The organism is Streptomyces sp. CNQ085 (assembly GCF_022614595.1).
Taxonomy (GTDB): domain Bacteria; phylum Actinomycetota; class Actinomycetes; order Streptomycetales; family Streptomycetaceae; genus Streptomyces.
Window position 1 is genome coordinate 1 of record NZ_JAJFAU010000110.1, and the last position, 16,460, is coordinate 16,460.

Annotated in this window: 18 protein-coding genes and 2 pseudogenes; 13 read left to right on the forward strand and 7 right to left on the reverse strand. The window is 72.8% G+C overall.

Annotated features, from left to right (window positions below; all coding sequences use genetic code 11):
• The 5 genes and pseudogenes from LJ221_RS17440 to LJ221_RS17455 all read left to right on the forward strand — a co-directional run.
• Positions 1-273, forward strand: a pseudogene (locus tag LJ221_RS17440) (hypothetical protein); the annotation flags it as partial.
• Positions 274-460: 187 nt separating this feature from the next.
• Positions 461-1,147, forward strand: a complete 687-nt coding sequence (locus tag LJ221_RS17445) for a DUF2993 domain-containing protein (protein ID WP_241717660.1) — start codon at positions 461-463, stop codon at positions 1,145-1,147.
• Positions 1,148-1,360: 213 nt separating this feature from the next.
• Positions 1,361-1,444 carry a putative leader peptide gene (locus tag LJ221_RS24005; protein ID WP_374228489.1) on the forward strand — a complete coding sequence of 28 codons (84 nt, stop codon included), beginning with the start codon at positions 1,361-1,363 and terminating at the stop codon, positions 1,442-1,444.
• 165 nt (positions 1,445-1,609) lie between these two features.
• Entirely contained in the window at positions 1,610-2,455 is an 846-nt protein-coding gene (locus LJ221_RS17450) for a sulfurtransferase (protein ID WP_241717661.1), read from the forward strand.
• A gap of 53 nt (positions 2,456-2,508) precedes the next feature.
• Positions 2,509-2,796, forward strand: coding sequence for a DUF1416 domain-containing protein (locus tag LJ221_RS17455; RefSeq protein ID WP_241717662.1), 288 nt, complete (start codon positions 2,509-2,511; stop codon positions 2,794-2,796).
• A 100-nt stretch (positions 2,797-2,896) separates the two neighbouring features.
• Here LJ221_RS17455 and LJ221_RS17460 read toward each other — a convergent pair whose 3' ends face one another.
• The gene (locus LJ221_RS17460; RefSeq protein WP_241717663.1) at positions 2,897-3,268 is read right to left on the reverse strand and encodes a DsrE family protein; all 372 of its coding nucleotides are present in this window, start codon (positions 3,266-3,268) and stop codon (positions 2,897-2,899) included.
• 681 nt (positions 3,269-3,949) lie between these two features.
• On the opposite strand from LJ221_RS17460, the gene LJ221_RS17465 reads away from it, so the two are divergent.
• The 4 genes from LJ221_RS17465 to LJ221_RS17480 all read left to right on the forward strand — a co-directional run bounded on the left by LJ221_RS17465 (position 3,950) and on the right by LJ221_RS17480 (position 6,374).
• Positions 3,950-4,519 (forward strand): FABP family protein, encoded by a 570-nt coding sequence (locus LJ221_RS17465; protein WP_241717664.1) that lies wholly within the window; start codon positions 3,950-3,952, stop codon positions 4,517-4,519.
• 69 nt (positions 4,520-4,588) lie between these two features.
• Complete coding sequence (locus LJ221_RS17470) at positions 4,589-5,086, forward strand: Fur family transcriptional regulator (RefSeq protein ID WP_241717665.1); 498 nt, start codon at positions 4,589-4,591, stop codon at positions 5,084-5,086.
• Between the two features lie 9 nt (positions 5,087-5,095).
• Positions 5,096-6,067 carry a folate-binding protein YgfZ gene (locus tag LJ221_RS17475; protein ID WP_241717666.1) on the forward strand — a complete coding sequence of 324 codons (972 nt, stop codon included), beginning with the start codon at positions 5,096-5,098 and terminating at the stop codon, positions 6,065-6,067.
• 85 nt (positions 6,068-6,152) lie between these two features.
• Positions 6,153-6,374, forward strand: a complete 222-nt coding sequence (locus tag LJ221_RS17480) for a hypothetical protein (RefSeq protein ID WP_241717667.1) — start codon at positions 6,153-6,155, stop codon at positions 6,372-6,374.
• Between the two features lie 692 nt (positions 6,375-7,066).
• On the opposite strand, the gene LJ221_RS17485 is transcribed toward LJ221_RS17480, so the two are convergent.
• From LJ221_RS17485 to LJ221_RS23780, 3 genes and pseudogenes are all read right to left on the reverse strand, one after another.
• Positions 7,067-7,282, reverse strand: a complete 216-nt coding sequence (locus LJ221_RS17485) for a DUF397 domain-containing protein (RefSeq protein WP_241717668.1) — start codon at positions 7,280-7,282, stop codon at positions 7,067-7,069.
• Positions 7,279-7,800, reverse strand: a complete 522-nt coding sequence (locus tag LJ221_RS17490; protein ID WP_308314806.1) for a DUF5753 domain-containing protein — start codon at positions 7,798-7,800, stop codon at positions 7,279-7,281. Before LJ221_RS17490 ends, LJ221_RS17485 begins: the two co-directional genes overlap by 4 nt.
• Before the next feature lie 30 nt (positions 7,801-7,830).
• Positions 7,831-8,049: pseudogene (locus LJ221_RS23780) on the reverse strand (helix-turn-helix domain-containing protein); the annotation flags it as partial.
• A gap of 62 nt (positions 8,050-8,111) precedes the next feature.
• Between LJ221_RS23780 and LJ221_RS17495 the strand changes: the two are divergent.
• The gene (locus LJ221_RS17495) at positions 8,112-8,486 is read left to right on the forward strand and encodes a hypothetical protein (protein ID WP_241717669.1); all 375 of its coding nucleotides are present in this window, start codon (positions 8,112-8,114) and stop codon (positions 8,484-8,486) included.
• Positions 8,487-8,618: 132 nt separating this feature from the next.
• Positions 8,619-9,341, forward strand: a complete 723-nt coding sequence (locus LJ221_RS17500) for a trypsin-like serine protease (RefSeq protein WP_241717670.1) — start codon at positions 8,619-8,621, stop codon at positions 9,339-9,341.
• 106 nt (positions 9,342-9,447) lie between these two features.
• On the opposite strand, the gene LJ221_RS17505 is transcribed toward LJ221_RS17500, so the two are convergent.
• The 3 genes from LJ221_RS17505 to LJ221_RS17515 are packed head-to-tail and all read right to left on the reverse strand — an operon-like array spanning position 9,448 to position 13,043.
• On the reverse strand, positions 9,448-11,733 hold the full coding sequence (locus LJ221_RS17505; RefSeq protein WP_241717671.1) for an FtsX-like permease family protein: 2,286 nt from the start codon (positions 11,731-11,733) through the stop codon (positions 9,448-9,450).
• Positions 11,734-11,739: 6 nt separating this feature from the next.
• On the reverse strand, positions 11,740-12,540 hold the full coding sequence (locus tag LJ221_RS17510; protein ID WP_241717672.1) for an ABC transporter ATP-binding protein: 801 nt from the start codon (positions 12,538-12,540) through the stop codon (positions 11,740-11,742).
• On the reverse strand, positions 12,537-13,043 hold the full coding sequence (locus LJ221_RS17515) for a PadR family transcriptional regulator (protein ID WP_241717673.1): 507 nt from the start codon (positions 13,041-13,043) through the stop codon (positions 12,537-12,539). Before LJ221_RS17515 ends, LJ221_RS17510 begins: the two co-directional genes overlap by 4 nt.
• A 201-nt stretch (positions 13,044-13,244) precedes the next feature.
• Between LJ221_RS17515 and LJ221_RS17520 the strand changes: the two genes are divergently transcribed.
• The gene (locus tag LJ221_RS17520) at positions 13,245-14,534 is read left to right on the forward strand and encodes an ABC transporter substrate-binding protein (protein WP_241717674.1); all 1,290 of its coding nucleotides are present in this window, start codon (positions 13,245-13,247) and stop codon (positions 14,532-14,534) included.
• Positions 14,535-15,058: 524 nt separating this feature from the next.
• Positions 15,059-16,411 carry an ABC transporter substrate-binding protein gene (locus LJ221_RS17525; protein ID WP_241717675.1) on the forward strand — a complete coding sequence of 451 codons (1,353 nt, stop codon included), beginning with the start codon at positions 15,059-15,061 and terminating at the stop codon, positions 16,409-16,411.
• Positions 16,412-16,460: the final 49 nt, after the last annotated feature.

The following is a 16,460-nucleotide window of genomic DNA, read 5'->3' on the forward strand; positions in this document are numbered from 1 at the left end:
GCGCTGGCCCGGGCGCTGCCGCTGCCGCGGGCGGTCTCCGTGGTCGTCTCGCTGTCGGCCGCCGCGGGCGCGGGCGCCGTGGCCGGGCAGTTCACCTCCCCGGGCGGCTCCGGCGCGGTGCTGGGGCTCGCGGCCGGGGTGTGCGCGCTGGTCGGGCTGCGGGTGGCGAGCTACGACTTCCCCTCCCGCTTCGTCCACATGACGGCCGGTGTGGCGCTGCCGCTGACCGCCGCCGCGCCGGCGGTCCACCTGCTCGGCAGGGCGCTGGTGTAGGGCGGGGCGCGGGGACGCCGGGAAGGTGGTGCGGACCTGTCGCGGAGCATCCCGGGTTAGGCTCGCCGGAACCCGATCGGCTTCCGCCGGCGTCTATATGAGTCGACCGGCCCGGCCGGACCGATCGGCTCCGCCCGGCCGGCGCGACCGGCCCGACCGCACCCGGCCACCCTGGGGGACCACCACGATGCGCGCACTGAAAGCCCTGCTGGGACTCGTCGTCCTCCTCGGCGGCCTGTTCGTCGCCGCCGACCGGCTCGCGGTGAACTTCGCCGAGGACAAGGTCGCCGAGAAGGTCCAGAGCTCCAGGGGCCTGGCGGAGAGGCCCGCCGTGGAGATCCACGGCTTCCCCTTCCTGACCCAGGTGGTGGGCAAGGAGCTGGAGTCGGTGGACGCCACGATGAACGGGCTGACGGTCCGGGTCGGCGGACGCGACGTGGACGTGACGGAGGTGGACGTGCGCCTCGGCGGCGTGCGGCTGGAGGACAACTTCTCCTCCGCCGTCGCCGACCGGGCCACCGGCAGCGCGCGGATCAGCTACCAGGACCTGACCGAGGCCGGCACCAGGGGCGCCTCCCTCGTCTACGCCGGCGCGGAGCGGGCCGCGAAGAACCAGGTACGGCTGGACGTGAGCCTCACCCTCGCGGAACTCACCCTGCACAGCTCACTGAGGGTGGAGGGCGGCGACACCATCGCACTGCGTGCCGAGGACCTCCCCGACCTGCCCGTGGCCGAGGACCTCGTACGGGCGCGGATAGACCGCGAGTTCGAGATCACCGGCCTTCCCGCGGGGCTGACCCTGGAGAGGGCCGAGGTGGACGAGGAGGGCGTCGTGCTGCACCTGAGCGGCACGGACGTGAACCTGGCCGGCTGACGCCGGACCGGCCACGCGCCGGTCTCACACCGATCGGTGAGTCCACTGACCGAGACGTCCGCGTCCGCTTCCCAGAAACTTCCCTCCCAGAAGCCCGCGCGTCCGCCCGGAGGCGCCTCCCGCCCTCTCTTGTGTCTCACACTCCGGGCGCCTCTTTCTCATTATCCGGAACCACGGTGACACGCCCGCCCCTCCGTCCCTACGATCGGGCCCATGAGGCGACAGGCGGATCTCACGAAGCGACGGGCAGTCGATCTTTGCCGTGTCGCCGCCATGCTCTGTCGCGCCGTCCTCTGACGGCCGGCTCTCGGCGCTCCCCGCAGCCCGGACCGCAGCCGCACACCATCCCGCTGTCCCCCGCCACCGCGGCGTACAGCCCCGTGCGCGCCCGTCGGCGCCCCGCGCCGCCGCGCGCACGTCCACCGCACACCCCGCGCAGTACCTGCCCTCCGGAGGAGAGACATGAGCCGCAGTGACGTCCTGGTAGACGCCGACTGGGTCGAGGCCCACATCGACGACCCCAAGGTGGTCATCGTCGAGGTGGACGAGGACACCTCGGCCTACGACAGGAACCACATCAGGAACGCCGTCCGGATCGACTGGCGCACCGACCTCCAGGACCCGGTCCGCCGCGACTTCGTCGACCGGGCCGGTTTCGAGAAGCTGCTGTCCGAGAAGGGCATCGCGGGCGACGACACCGTCGTCCTCTACGGCGGCAACAACAACTGGTTCGCGTCCTACGCCTACTGGTACTTCAAGCTCTACGGCCACCAGGACGTCAAGCTCCTCGACGGCGGCCGCAAGAAGTGGGAGCTGGACGCCCGCGAGCTGGTCTCCGAGGTGCCCGCCCGCGCGAGGACCGAGTACAGGGCCAAGGAGCAGGACGAGTCGATCCGCGCCTTCCGCGACGACATCGTCGAGGCCATCGGCAAGCTGAACCTGGTGGACGTCCGCTCCCCCGACGAGTTCAGCGGCAAGCTGCTCGCCCCCGCCCACCTGCCCCAGGAGCAGTCGCAGCGCCCGGGCCACGTCCCGACCGCCAGCAACATCCCCTGGTCGAAGTCGGCCAACGACGACGGCACCTTCAAGACCGACGAGGAGCTGAAGGAGCTGTACCAGGAGGCGGGTGTGGACCTGTCCAAGGACACCATCGCCTACTGCCGCATCGGCGAGCGCTCCGCCCACACCTGGTTCGTCCTGCACGAGCTGCTGGGCCAGGAGAACGTCAGGAACTACGACGGCTCGTGGACCGAGTACGGTTCGCTGGTCGGCGTGCCGATCGAGCTCGGCGACGGCAAGAGCGCCTGAGCCACCTCCCCCTCCACACTCAACTCCTCGTTCCGGAAGGAAGAGCACCCGATATGTGCGGAGCACAGGCAGGCGGCCCCGACGCCTCCTCCATCAAGCCCGGTGAGACGACGATCCAGGGCCAGGTGACCCGCGGCGGCGAGCCCGTCACCGGGTACGTCCGACTGCTGGACGGCACCGGCGAGTTCACGGCCGAGGTCCCCACCTCCGCCACCGGCCAGTTCCGCTTCTACGCCGCCGAGGGCACCTGGACCGTGCGCGCCCTGGTGCCGGGCGGCACCGCGGACCGCACCGTCGTCGCCCGGCAGGGCGGCCTGGTGGAGGTCCCCATCGCGGTGTGACCGCGTACGGCCGCAGGACGGGCCGTACGACGCGCTGAGGCCGTGCCCCGGGGTTGGACACCTTGTGCGGGGCACGGCCTCAGCGCCGTCCGGACGACGCTCAGTAGACGAGGGCCTGTACGCCCTCACCCGTGATCTCGCTGACGAACACCTGGGCCCCGGCGATGCGGACGCCCTCGATCACGTCCTTCTCCCCGATCCCGCGCCGCGCCGCGCACTGGGTGCACAGGGTGATCCGTCCGCCCGCCAGGATGCCGTCGACCAGCTCGGGCAGCGGCGCGGAGTGCGGCAGTTCGAACTCCGCCGCCCGTCCGGGCAGCGCGAACCACGACGACTCCCCGGTCAGCCAGAGCGACACCTCCACTCCGCTGGCCACGGCCACCGCCGCCACCGTGAAGGCCTGCGAGCACCGCTCGGGCGCGTCCGCCCCGGCCGTCACCTTGATCACGAGCTTCTTCGACGCAGCTGCCATGCGGACCACGGTAGCCCCTGGCACGCACCGCGACCCGGTCGTGACCGGCGCGAGCACAACCTTCCCCTCACACTCTTGTCAGAGAGCTGACAAAAGTGTGAGGGGATTTCATGCCCACTCCCCCGCCGACACCGGCGGAACCCCCCGAGTCCGCGCCCGGGCCCGAGGACGTGGACATCGAGGTGTACGACGAGGCGAGCGCCCCACGGCGAGACCCACACCCGCCACGCGTACCCGGTCGCCGGCGACACCGTGGCCCTGACCGCCCAGTCCCGGAAGGGGACCGCTCCCGAGGTGCCGTTCCGGCAGACGGTGGTCCTCCGGGCGCAGCTCCTGAGCCGAGCTTCCGGGACGGGCCTCCGGGCCGTGCCCCACCAGGCCCTGGAGACGGGGCGGCACACCTCACAGCACCGCCCCGCCACGGGCCGACTAGACTCGTCGGCGGGCCGCCCACCGGCCCGTACGTCCGTGCCGACCCCCCGAGGAGCGCTCCCGTGCTTGAGGCATTCTTCACCGCCCTGCTGGTCCTGGTCTGTGTCGGCGTCCTGGCGTTCACGGGCCTGACCGTGAAGAAGCTCTACCAGGGCCAGCGCTGACCCGCGGACCGGACCAGCCCGCGCCCCGTGACCCGGGGCCGCACGTCCCAGACCACACGCCCTCGACAGATCGCCTGAGCATCCCATGATCGAGATTCCGTCCGACCTCCACCCGGACCTCGTCCCCCTCGCGTTCCTCCTGGGCGACTGGGCGGGCGCGGGTGTCGCGGACCTCCCGGGCCGCGAGCAGTGCAACTTCGGCCAAGAGGTCACCTTCTCCCACGACGGCCGGGACTTCCTGGAGTACGTCTCGCGCACCTGGGAGCTGGACGACAAGGGTGGGAAGGTCCGCCCGCTGGAGAGCGAGAGCGGCTACTGGAGGATCGACGCGGAGCGCCGGGTCGAGGTCGTCATGGTCCGCGACCGGGGCATCGTCGAGGTCTGGCACGGCGGGATGGCCGAGCAGAAGCCGCAGATCGACCTGGTGACGGACGCCTTCGCCCGCCTCTCCTCGGCCGGCGAGTACTCCGGCGGCAAGCGGCTGTACGGCTACGTCAAGGGCGACCTGATGTGGGTCGGCGAGCTGGCCACCCCGGACCCCGAGCGCCCGCCGCGCCCGTACATGTCGGCGCACCTGAGGAAGGCCGTCGACCCGCGCGAGTGGGCCAGGGACCTCAAGGACCTCCCGGACGACGGAATCGCCTTCTTCAAGTAGGCCGCTTCCCGAACCTCCGGCGACGCCGATTCCGTCCGCGTTCCCGGCGCCCCTCCTACACTGGCCACTGTGGTGAGCACCGACTGGCAGAGCGATCTACGCAGACGCGGATACCGGCTGACGCCGCAGCGCCAGCTCGTGCTGGAGGCCGTGGACAAGCTGGAGCACTCCACTCCGGAGGACATCCTCGCCGAGGTGCGGCGCACGGCGGGGAGCGTGAACATCTCCACCGTCTACCGCACGCTGGAGCTGCTGGAGGAGCTGGGGCTGGTCAGCCACGCCCACTTGGGGCACGGCGCCCCCACGTACCACCTGGCCGACCGGCACGACCACATGCACCTGGTGTGCCGGGACTGCACCACGGTGATCGAGGCCGGCATCGCGCTCGCCGCCGACTTCACCGAAAGGCTGCGGGAGAAGTTCGGCTTCGACACCGACATGAAGCACTTCGCGATCTTCGGCCGCTGCCGCGACTGCGCCGAGCGGGCCGCCGGAGGGAACGCGGCGGCGGGTCCGGAGGGCCCCGAAGGGAGCTCTGACGGGAACGCGGACCGCTCCGGGCCGTAGGCTGGTCGCATGTCGTACGAGAGCCCCCTGCTGTCGCTGCCCGGCGCCGTCCCCGCCGAGGCTCCGGACGAAGGCGTCGCCGCGCACTACGGCGACCTCTTCCGCGAGCAGCGCACGCTCGCCGACGGCGGCGGGATGGTGGACCTCTCGCACCGCGGCGTGGTCACCGTCACCGGCGAGGACCGGCTGAGCTGGCTCCACCTGCTGATCACCCAGCACGTCAGCGAGCTGGAGCCCGGCCACGCCGCCGAGGCGCTGATCCTCTCCGCCAACGGCCACATCGAGCACGCGCTCTACCTGGTCGATGACGGCGCCACGGTCTGGATGCACGTCGAACCGGGCGCCCAGGAGGCGCTGATCGCCTATCTGGAGAGCATGAAGTTCTTCTACCGGGTCGAGGTCGCCGACGCCACGGCCGGGTACGCCGTGGCGCACCTCCCGGCGGGCTCCATCGCCGAGGTTCCCGAGGGCGTGGTCGTCCGCGAGACGGCGTACGGGCGGGACCTGTTCCTGCCGCGCGGCGGGCTGGAGTCCTACGCCGCCTCCCAGGGCCCGGCGGTCGGCGTGCTGGCGCTGGAGGCGCTGCGCGTCGAGGCGCACCGGCCTCGGATGGGGATGGAGACCGACCACCGCACCATCCCGCACGAGCTGGGCTGGATCGGCACGGCCGTCCATCTGCAGAAGGGCTGCTACCGGGGCCAGGAAACCGTGGCGCGCGTCCACAACCTGGGGAAGCCGCCGCGCCGTCTGGTCTTCCTCCACCTGGACGGCAGCGAGGTGCACCTGCCCGGCCACGGCACACCCGTGCGGCTGGCGAAGGACGGCGAGGAGGGGCGGCAGCTCGGTTTCGTCACCACCTCGGCCCGCCACCACGAGCTGGGGCCGATCGCCCTGGCCCTGGTGAAGCGGAACGTCCCGGTGGACGCGGAGCTGATCGTGGGCGACACGGCCGCGGCCCAGGAGACCGTCGTCGAACCGTGAGCGTGCCCCGGCGGGCGGGGCGGCCCGGAAAGTGGAAGCGGTACGCCGGGGCGCGAGCCGGACTGCCGGGTGCATACTGGCGTTAATGACAAAATCGGCCGTAGCCCGGCGCCACCTGCCCACCAGCCCCTTCAAAGCCCCCGTCGCACCGCCCGACAAGCACTTCGCCGAGGGGGAGCGGGTCACTCACGACACCTACGGCCTCGGCCGGATCGTCTCCGTCGAGGAAGGCGTCGCGGTGCTCGTCGACTTCGGGTCCAGGCAGGTGCGGATCCTCAGCCCGTACCACAAGCTGAACGCTCTCTGAGACCGCCGCGTACGGCCGCCGCTGCACGGCGGCCGGCCGTCTCTCCCCGCACCACGTTCCCGCCCCGAGAGGCAGATCTCCCCATCGACACCACCGAACTGTTCTCCGCTCCCGACCAGGCGCCCCAGGCCCCCCGGGCGGCGGCCCGGCCCCCGGCCCGGAACCCCTTCCAGGCACCGGACTTCGGGGACGTCCCGGACTACGACGACGCGGAGGAGACCGGAGAGCCGCCGTTCGACGCCGGCACCGACGCCGCCGCCGACGCGGCCCGCACCGCCATGGACGAGGGGTCTGCCCGGGGCGGCGGCGGCAGGAAGCGGCCGTCGAACTCCTCGCGCCGCCGGCGCAACCGCTCCCGCGAGGTCAGGCGGGGCGCCCCCCGCCGCTGAGGGTCTTCAGCACCCTGGTCTCACCCCGGCCTGGAGCACGGCGAAGACGCACACCGGGACCGTCTGCGCCACCGTCCGGGCTCTCCCCGCCGCGGTGAGGCCCGGCAGGCCGACCACTCCCCCGCGAACGCCCGCCGCCCCGCCGAGTCGATCTCGGAGGCCGGAGAAGGCCGGGGCTCGCACGGAACCGGAAGTCCGCACCGGAGCGGGAACGCGCGCGGCGGCCCGCCGACTCCTCCGGTTCGGCGCCGACGGGACCGCTGGACATCGGCGCACAGGCTCCGGGACGCCCGCCGAACCGGCTCAGCAGGCGAGCCGGTCGTTCTTGACGGCGGTGAGGAACGACGCCCAGGCGTCCGGGCCGAAGGCGAGGGCCGGGCCGTGCGGGGTCTTGCTGTCGCGCACGGGGACGGTGCCGGGGAGGTTGCCGGCGACCTCGACGCAGGCGCCTCCGTCCTGGTTACTGCGGCTGGACTCGCGCCACCGTGCGGCGGTTATCTCGTGCGGGGAGGTGGTCATGAAAGCTCCTCCAGGAGTCGGAGTAGGAACTCCGCCGAGTCGCGCGGGGTAAGGGCCTTGTCGCGCAGCCGATCGTAATCGACCTGGAGCCGCTCGACCTTGGCCGCTTCCTCGACCAACTCCCCGTTGTGGCCCGTCTCCACCCATGCGACCGTTCGGCCGTCCAGCAGTCGCAGGAGCCAGGTGTCCGTGTTGACCAGCTCGCACAGGCCCGCGGAGAAGGGGAGTACCTGGATCGTCACATTCCGCCGTCTCGTCATCTCCTCCAGGTGCTTCATCTGAGCGCGCCATGCCTCGGTATTCGGCAGCGGGCGGCGCAGGACCGCCTCATCGAGGATCGCGCGGAGCTGGGGTGCGCCGTCACCCGTCAGCACGTCCCGACGGCTCATCCGCGCCGCCACTTGCTGGTCCAGCTCGCTGCCGCGGTCCAGGCCGCCCAACATCAACAGTTCGCGGGCGTACCCCTCGCTCTGGAGCAAGCCCGGCATGAGGCTGGGTGAGTAGGTCTGAATACTCACCGCCTCGCCCTCGAGTGCCATGAAGCGGCGTTACTTCTCGCGGAACCGGGTGGCGTCCCCGGCCGCCAGCTCCCACAGGGCCAGTAGCGGGCCAGGAGTGCCGTAGTACTGGTCGAGGGCCTGGGCGACGTCCGGGCTGCCAATGGTGTGGCCGCTCTCCATCTTGCCGAACAACGACCAGTCCCAGCCCAGCGCCTCGCCCAGTTTCCGCAGGCTGTCGCCGCGTTCGGTGCGCAGGGTGCGCAGCTCCTCGGCGAGTGCTCCGCGCCGGTGGCGCGGGAGTTGGCGGCCGTCATCGAGCGGGGTGCGGTGTGACGCCGCCTCCGTTCGCCCCGGCCGTCGAGCGCCCGTGGCGCGACGGGTGGCCGCTGCCGGCGCACACCGACGACGCCAACGGCTGGACCACGGGCGGCTGCTGGCTGTACTGCCGCCGCGACGGCGTACGGGTGCTGTGGATCGGTTCGGTGCGCACCCCCGGTGCGGCGGGCGACGTGTACGCGTGCGGCCCGTGCATCGCGGAGCTGGACCACATGGTGCGCCTCCAGTCCCACGGCCGGGACGAGCCGCCCGGCAGAACGGACGGAACGGACCGCGCGACGGGGACCGTTGCGTGCGGGCACCGGCGGATCGGGAGGCTCGGCGGCGGGGTCCGCTGCCGCGACCGCGGGCGGCGGATCTACCTCTGAGCGACCGCCGGGGCCATAACACCGTGCTATGGCCAAGTGGTAGTACCCAGCCCGTTCCGCTTCCGGGAACCTGGTGCCTCCCCCACAGATCACACGCGAACCCACCGCGTGTCTCCGGAAGCGAGGAATCCCTTGCGAATAACCAGGCTCGTCCCCGCCCTGATCGCGGCCATGGCCGCCGTCCTCTCCCTCTTCGTGCTGGCCCCCGCCGCCTCCGCCAAGGAGGCGCCCGGCAGCGGCGGCCCGCAGCCGATCATCGGCGGCGGCTACGCGCAGAACGCGCCCTGGGCCGCGCGGCTGTTCTCCAACGGCCGTGAGACGTGCTCCGCGACGATCATCGCGCCGACCTGGATCCTCACCGCCAGGCACTGCGTCAGCGGCGGCGGGCTGTCGTTCCGCATCGGCAGCCTCGACCAGCACAGCGGCGGCACCGTCGCCAACGGCACCCAGATCTACAACCACTCCTCCTCGGACCTGTCGCTGGTCCGCCTGGACCGCTCGGTCTCGGCGACCTACGCGCGCCTGGGGCAGCCGGGCTCGGTGTGGGTCAACCAGACCGTGCAGGTCTACGGCTGGGGCGCCACCTCCCGCTGCGGCTCCGAGGCCAACTGCCAGTCGCGGTACCTGAAGGTCGCGAACGTGATCGTGACCGGCGGCTGCTATGACGCCTACTACGGTTCGGCGATCTGCGCCCGCCGCGGCGACGGCATCACCGCGGGCGGCGACTCCGGCGGCCCGATGATGGCCAACGGCGTCCAGGTCGGCGTCGCCTCCACCAGCGACCGGCAGACCACCACGGCGTACACCAACGTGACGGCCTACCGTTCCTGGATCCAGTCGATCGCGGGCGTCTGACCCCACACGGCCCGTTCCGGCGGCGATCCCTCTTCCGGGTCCTCCCCGTCCCGCCTCGGCGGAGCGGGGAGGACCCGTCTCCGGTTCCAGGCGGGGCCGCCCCGGCTCAGAGCGTCTCGCTGAGGGTGTCGGCGATGCGGCGGCGGGCGGCGCGGGCGGCGGGGACGGCCGAGACCGCGACCGCTCCCACCACGGCCGCGGCGGCCACCAGCAGCAGGACGCCGGGGTGCGGGGTCTGGGCTATGCCCGCGCCGATGCCGCTGGAGCGGCCCTGCGCGTCGATCAGCCACCGTCCGGCGGCGGCTCCCAGCACGGTGCCGGCCAGGGAGGCGGCCAGGGCGGTGAAGGCGGTGGAGACGGTGATCACGCCCGCTGTCTGGCGCGGGGTCAGGCCGATGGCCTTCAGTGCGAGCAGGTCGCGTCCCCGGTCGCGGACGCGGGCACCGATGACGGTGGACAGTTCGGTGAGGCCGATCAGGGCGAGGACGGCGATCAGTCCGGCGAGGACGCCGCGCACCCCGGCCAGTTCGTCGGCGGGGTTGGCCGGCTCGCGCACCTCCAGCCGCCCGCCGGAGGAGGCGGCCAGGTCGGCGCCGACCTGGCCGGTGTCGGCGCCGTCGCGCAGGAGGAGGTGGTGGAGGTCGGGTGCGGCCGGGCCCGGGCCGTCGCCCAGGTCGAGGTTGTCCAGGGAGGTGGAGATCACCCGTCCGCCGTCCTCGGGCTCGATGGAGCGGCCGGTGATGTGGAGAATCTGCGGGCGGCCCTGGACTGTCATCCGCACCCAGTCGCCGACGCGCACGTCCAGCAGGTCGAGCAGTCCCTGTCCGGCGACGGCCTCGTCCGGGCCGTCGGGGAGGCGGCCCTCGGCGAGGGCGAAGGGATAGGGGTCGGCGTCGGTGCCCAGGCCGCGCAGGGTGATGGTGGCGGTCTGGCCGGGGACGAGGGCCTCGACCTCCGCGCCGGGGTGGACGGCGGTGACATCGGGATGCGCGGCCAGCAGCCGCTCGGTGAGGGCGGCGGGCAGACCGATCTCCTCCGGGCGTCCGTGGAAGCGGTCCACGGTGGCCCAGGCGCCCAGCGCGGCGGTGATCATGGCCAGTGGCACGGCCAGGCGCCCGACGGCGGCCAGCGAGCGGGCCCGGCCGGAGAACGCGCCGCGCCAGCCGAGGACAAGGGCGGGCGGCACGTCCCGGCCCAGGGCGCGCCGCTCGGGCGGGGTCAGCGGGCCCAGGCCGCGCGGCACCGCCGTACGCGCCACCGGAACGGGCGGCACCCGCCCGGCGCGCCAGGCGGCCAGCGAGGTGGCGGTGGCGATGAAGAGGACGGAGGCGCCGGTGGTGGCCAGCACCGTCCAGGTGTGGCCGGGCATTTGCCGCCACACGTCCACCGCCTCGCCGATGCGGCCGGGGACGCGCGCGCCCAGCAGTTCGGTGACGGCCGCACCGCAGGCGGCGCCGAGGAGGGCTAAGCCCAGGTGCTGGACGAGGAAGACGCGGACGACCTGGGCGGGGGTGAAGCCGATGGCCTTCAGTACGGAGATGTCGCGCAGGTGACCGTGGACACGGGTGCTGATCGCCCCGGCGACCGCCAGAGCGGCGGCGAGCAGCGCGCCGAGTCCGAAGAGCGCCAGGAGCAGGCCGAGCAGCCGCCCCTCGCCCTCGGCGTCGGCGCGGGCCTGCTGCCAGCGGGTGACCTGCGAGACCTGGTCGGTGCCGAGAGCGGTGACGGCGCGCTGGACCATGAAGTCGGTGTCGCCGGGGTCCTCCAGGCGCAGCCCGACGGTCTGCCCGGTGCGCCCGGGGTCGGGCTGGACCGTCTCCAGTCCCTCTTCCGGCAGCCAGCCGGTGCCGGGGGTGTCGCCGGGGGCGTAGCGGGGTTCGGCGGTGTCGGCGACTCCGACGACGCGCAGCGTGTGCTCGGTGCCGCGCGCCCCCCGTACGGCGAGGGCGTCGCCCGGTTCGGCCCACAGGGCGCGGGCGAGGGAGCCCTCCAGGACGATCTCGTCGGCGGCGCCGGCGGCCGGCCAGCGGCCCGCGGTGATCAGCGGACGTCCCACTCCGGGCGGTTCGGGTCCGGTGACGCGCAGTTCCGCGCTCGCCCGCGCGCCGCCCAGTTCCACTGTGGTGCGGGCGGTGCGGAAGGGGCCGGACACTCCCGCGACGCCCTCCAGGTCGCGCAGCCGTTCCGGCCGGGCGCCGTCGCGGGTGTGGATCCATACGTGCGCGCCCTCGGACTGGGTGAAGACCCGCTGCCAGGGGTCGGCCGTGTAGGAGAACAGCGCGCCGGCGAGCAGCAGGGAGGCGATGATCCCGGCCGTGGCCAGGACGGTGAACAGCGCCTCGCCGCGGTGCGCCCGCAAGTCGGCGTGGACCCAGCGCAGGGTGGCGCGCACGCCGTCTCAGTCCTTCAGTTCCAGTACGCCGGCCACGCCCTTGCCGCGCCGCCGCGCATCCGGGCCGCCCGCGTCCAGGGCGGCGTCGTCGGCTATGCGGCCGTCGAAGAAGCTGATCACGCGGTCGGCGGCGCTGGCCATACGGGCGTCGTGGGTGACCAGCACGATGGTCTGGCCGCGTCCGTGGAAGCGGGAGAGCAGGCGCAGCACCTCGCGGGTACCGCGGCTGTCGAGGCTGCCCGCGGGTTCGTCGGCCAGCAGCAGGTCCGGATGGTTGACCAGGGCGCGGGCCAGGGCGACACGCTGCTGCTCACCGCCGGACAGCTCGCCGGGCATGCTGCGCTCCTTGCCCTCCAGGCCGAGTTCGGCCAGGAGTTCGGCGCGGTCGGCGCGGGCGCCCCTGGGGCTGGTGCCGGCCAGCAGGGCGGGCAGTTCGACGTTGTCGGCGACGGTGAGGTTGGAGACGAGGTTGAAGAACTGGAAGACGATGCCGATGCGGCGGCGGCGCAGCACCGCCCACTGGGACTCGCCGTAGGAGTCCAGGCGGGTGCCGTCGAACCAGATGCTGCCGGCGTCCGGCTTCTGAAGTCCGCCGAGCAGGTGGAGCAGGGTGGACTTGCCCGCGCCGGACGGGCCGGTGACGGCGACGAACTCGCCGCGCGAGACGGTCAGGTCCACACCCCGCACCGCCCTGGCGGGGGTGCCCTCGCCGTGGTGGGTCTTGACCAGGCCCTCGGCCCGCAGGAGAGGGGGCGGGTCCGCCGGTGCGGCGGGGTCCGGTCCGGCCGGTGCCCGGGAACGGCTCATTCCAACTCCTCCTGACAGCGTTCCAGCCAGTCGAGGTCGGCCTGGAGGTGCAGCATCGCGCCCTCGATCAGCAGTTGCGCCACCCGGTTGTCCCGGTCCTCGGCCGCGGCGAGCCGGGACAGCTCGCGCATGGTGTTGAGGTACTGGCGGCGCTGCTTGTTGATCAGTGCGATCTGGTCGGCCAGGCCGGTCTGCGGGGCGATCGCGAGCTTCATGAAGAACTCGTCGCGCACCCGGGGTTCGTCGGTCGGCTCCTCGAACCACGCCCGCACCGCCTCGCGCCCCGCGTCGGTGAGCCGGTAGATCCGCTTGTTGGGCCGGGTGGACTGGGCGACGTCCTCGCCCTCGATCAGCCCCGACTTCTCCAGCCTGCCCAGCGTGACGTAGATCTGCCCGACGTTCGGCTGAGGGTACGCGGCGCCCAGCAGCTTCTCAAGGGCGCCCTTGAGCTCGTATCCGTGGGCGGAACCGGCCGCCAGGAGGGCCAGGAGCGGCAGACGCACGCGCGCACTCCTCCTCCCCGTCCCGTGCCGGGCCGGTGCCTGGCCGGCCACCCCTCCGGGCGGCGGCGGCCCGGTCGGCGGTGCGCCGGCTGTCTGTCGGTCGGCGTCTAGTATCGCCCATGGCCAACGGGTATATATGAGCGTCCGGTGCTCGCCGGCCGCCGGGTCGGTCGCGCACAACCGGTGCGCTGGGAGGGACCTATGCGGTGGACGCGGGCCGCGGGGAGGGGGCTCCTGGCCGCGACCGTGGTGCTGGCGGGTTACGCCGGACCGGGCTCGCCGGCCGGCGGGGGGCCCGCCGAGCCGGTCCCGCGCACCGGGGGGCGCGGCCCGGTCACCCTGGTCACCGCCGGGGATCTGACCGACTACCTCGATCCGGTGCTGGAGGACTGGAACCGCGCGCACCCGGGCGAGGAGGCCACGCTGATGGAGCTGCCGGACTCCGCCGACGAGACCCGCGCCCAGATGGTCACCGGTCTGCGCTCGGGCAGTTCCCGCTTCGACGTGCTCAACATCGACGTGGCCTGGACCTCGGAGTTCGCGGCGGCGGGCTGGATCGCCCCGGTGGCCCCCGGCCGCTTCCCGCTGGAGGCCTTCCTGCGGCCGGTGGTGGACACCGCCACCTTCGGCGGGCGGCTGTACGCGGTGCCGTACGTGACCAACGCCGGGCTGCTGTACTACCGCGCGGACGTACTGGCGGTGGAGGGCGAGCGGCCGCCGCGCACCTGGGGCGAGCTGGAGCGGCTGGCGAGGGAGGTCGCCCCCCAGCACGGACTGGACGGCTACGCGGGACAGTTCCTGCCGTACGAGGGGCTGACGGCCAACGCCACCGAGGCGGTGCGCTCGGCGGGCGGCTCGTTCCTCGGCGACGAGGGCGCGACAGTGACGGCCGACTCCGGGGCGACGGCGGAGGGGCTGGCCTTCCTGGCCGACGGGGTGCGCGAGGGCTGGATTCCGGAGGAGTCACTGACCTGGAAGGAGGAGGAGTCGCGGCAGGCGTTCCAGGACGGGCGGCTGCTCTTCCTGCGCAACTGGCCGTACGTGTACGCGCTGGCCGGCGGCGAGGGATCGAAGGTGGCCGGGAGGTTCGAGGTGGTGCCGCTGCCCGGCCCGGACGGTCCGGGCGTCAGCGTGCTGGGCGGCTCGAACCTGGCGGTCAGCTCCCGCTCCCGGCACCCTGAGACGGCGGCCGGCCTGATCGCGTACCTGACCGGTGAGCAGGTGCAGCGCCGGGTGCTCACCGAGGGGGCGCTGCCCCCGGTGCGGGAGTCGCTGTACTCCGACCCCGAGCTGGTGCGCGATTTCCCCCATCTGCCCACTCTGCGCGAGAGCGTGCTGGCGGCCGAGCCGCGCCCCAAGAGCCCGCGCTACGACCAGGTGAGCCTGGTGGTGCAGGCGGTGGTGCACGACGCGATGGCGGGGCGACAGACCCCGCGGCAGGCGGTCGCGCGGCTGGTGCGCGAGCTGCGGTCCGTCGCCGGCGAGGACTGATTCCTTCCCCGGCGCCACATCCCTTCTCCTGCATACATGTTATGTAAGGATCATCCCTCCTCGACACCTTACGGCGATCCCGACCCGGATATACCAGGGCATACAGGGCAGCTTCCCGACCATACGTTGACACCTCGACGACACCTGTACATAACATAAATGCATAACGACGGCTCACGAACCATGCTCTCCGCGAGCAGGAACGGGGTCACGAGTGATACTCACGGCCACGACCGACCACGGCCTCCCGCCGCGTCCCGGAGCCGGTGGCGGGACGCGGTGGTCCACCAGGTCTACGTCCGCGGCTTCCTGGACGGCACCGGCACCGGCACCGGCGAGGTTCCACTTCGCCGGCGGCCGCGGCGGGAAGGGCGGGCTGCCGCCCGGCAACCGGCGGGCGATGTCCGGCGGCCCGGCCCGGTCCCGCGTCACCGGCCCCGCGTCCGCGCCCCGCTGACCTCCCGGACTCCCCGCACCATCCGCCCTTCCGGCCCCCCGGGCCGGCCGACTCCGAGAAGGACACCGTGAACACAGCAGACAGCACAGGCCGTACCGCCAAACGCGTTGCGGCCGCCGGTGCGGCGGCGCTCGTACTCACCCTTACCGCGTCCGCCTGCGGCGGCGGGGACACCACCACCGGCGGCGACAAGGGCGGCCAGGAACTGAAGGGCGAGACGGTCACGGTCGCCGGGGTGTGGACCGGCGTGGAGCAGAAGAACTTCCAGAAGGTGATGGACGCCTTCACCGAGAAGACCGGTGCCGAGATGAAGTTCGTCTCCACCGGCGACAACGTCTCAACGGTCGTCGGCTCCAAGATCCAGGGCGGCAGCGCGCCGGACGTGGTGATGGTCCCGCAGGTCGGCGTGCTCGAGCAGTTCGCCGACAAGGGCTGGCTCAAGCCGCTGTCGAAGACCGCCGACGACCGCGCGCGCGACCACTTCGCCCCGGTGTGGAAGGAGTACGGAACGGTCGACGACATCTTCTACGGCCTGTACTTCAAGGCCTCCAACAAGTCGACCGTCTGGTACGGCCCCGAGGCCTTCGAGCAGGCCGGCGTCGCCCCGCCCGAGGACTACGACGGGATGCTGGAGACCGGCCGGACCCTCTCCGACTCCGGAGTCGCCGCCTTCTCCGTGGCGGGCGAGGCGGGCTGGCCGCTCACCGACTGGTTCGAGAACATCTACCTCTCCCAGGCGGGTCCGGAGATGTACGACAGGCTCGCCGCCCACGAGATCCCCTGGACCGACCCCTCCGTCGTCAAGGCCCTGACCACCCTCGGCGAGCTCTTCGGCGACGAGGAACTGGTGGAGGGCGGCGGCGCGGGCGCGCTGCGCACGGACTTCCCCGAGTCCGTCGAGAAGGTCTTCGGCGACGACCCGAAGGCGGGCATGGTCTACGAGGGCGACTTCGTCGCGGGCCTGATCAGCGGGCAGTTCGGCAAGAAGGTCGGCGAGGAGGCCAAGTTCTTCCCGTTCCCGGCCGTGGACGGCGGCGAGCCGCCGGTGGTCGGCGGCGGGGACGCGGCGGTCGTCCTCAAGGACGGGGAGAACACCGACGCCGGCATGAAGTTCGTGGAGTTCCTGGCCACCCCGGAGGCCGCCGGGGTGTGGGCCGGGGCCGGCGGCTTCATCTCCCCCAACGAGGCCCTGGACCTGGACGCGTACCAGGACGAGACCACCCGGCAGATCGCACAGTCCCTGGTGGAGGCCGGCGACGGGGTGCGGTTCGACATGTCCGACCAGGCTCCGGCCGCCTTCGGCGGCACCCAGGGCGCCGGCGAGTGGAAGCTCCTCCAGGACTTCCTGCGCGACCCCTCCGACCCGGAGGGCACCGCCGAGAAGCTCGAGTCCGCCGCGGTCAAGGCATGGAAGAGCTGAGGCGGAAAGCGCCGATGTCCGCCACGACTCCCGCCGTGCCGCCCGCCGA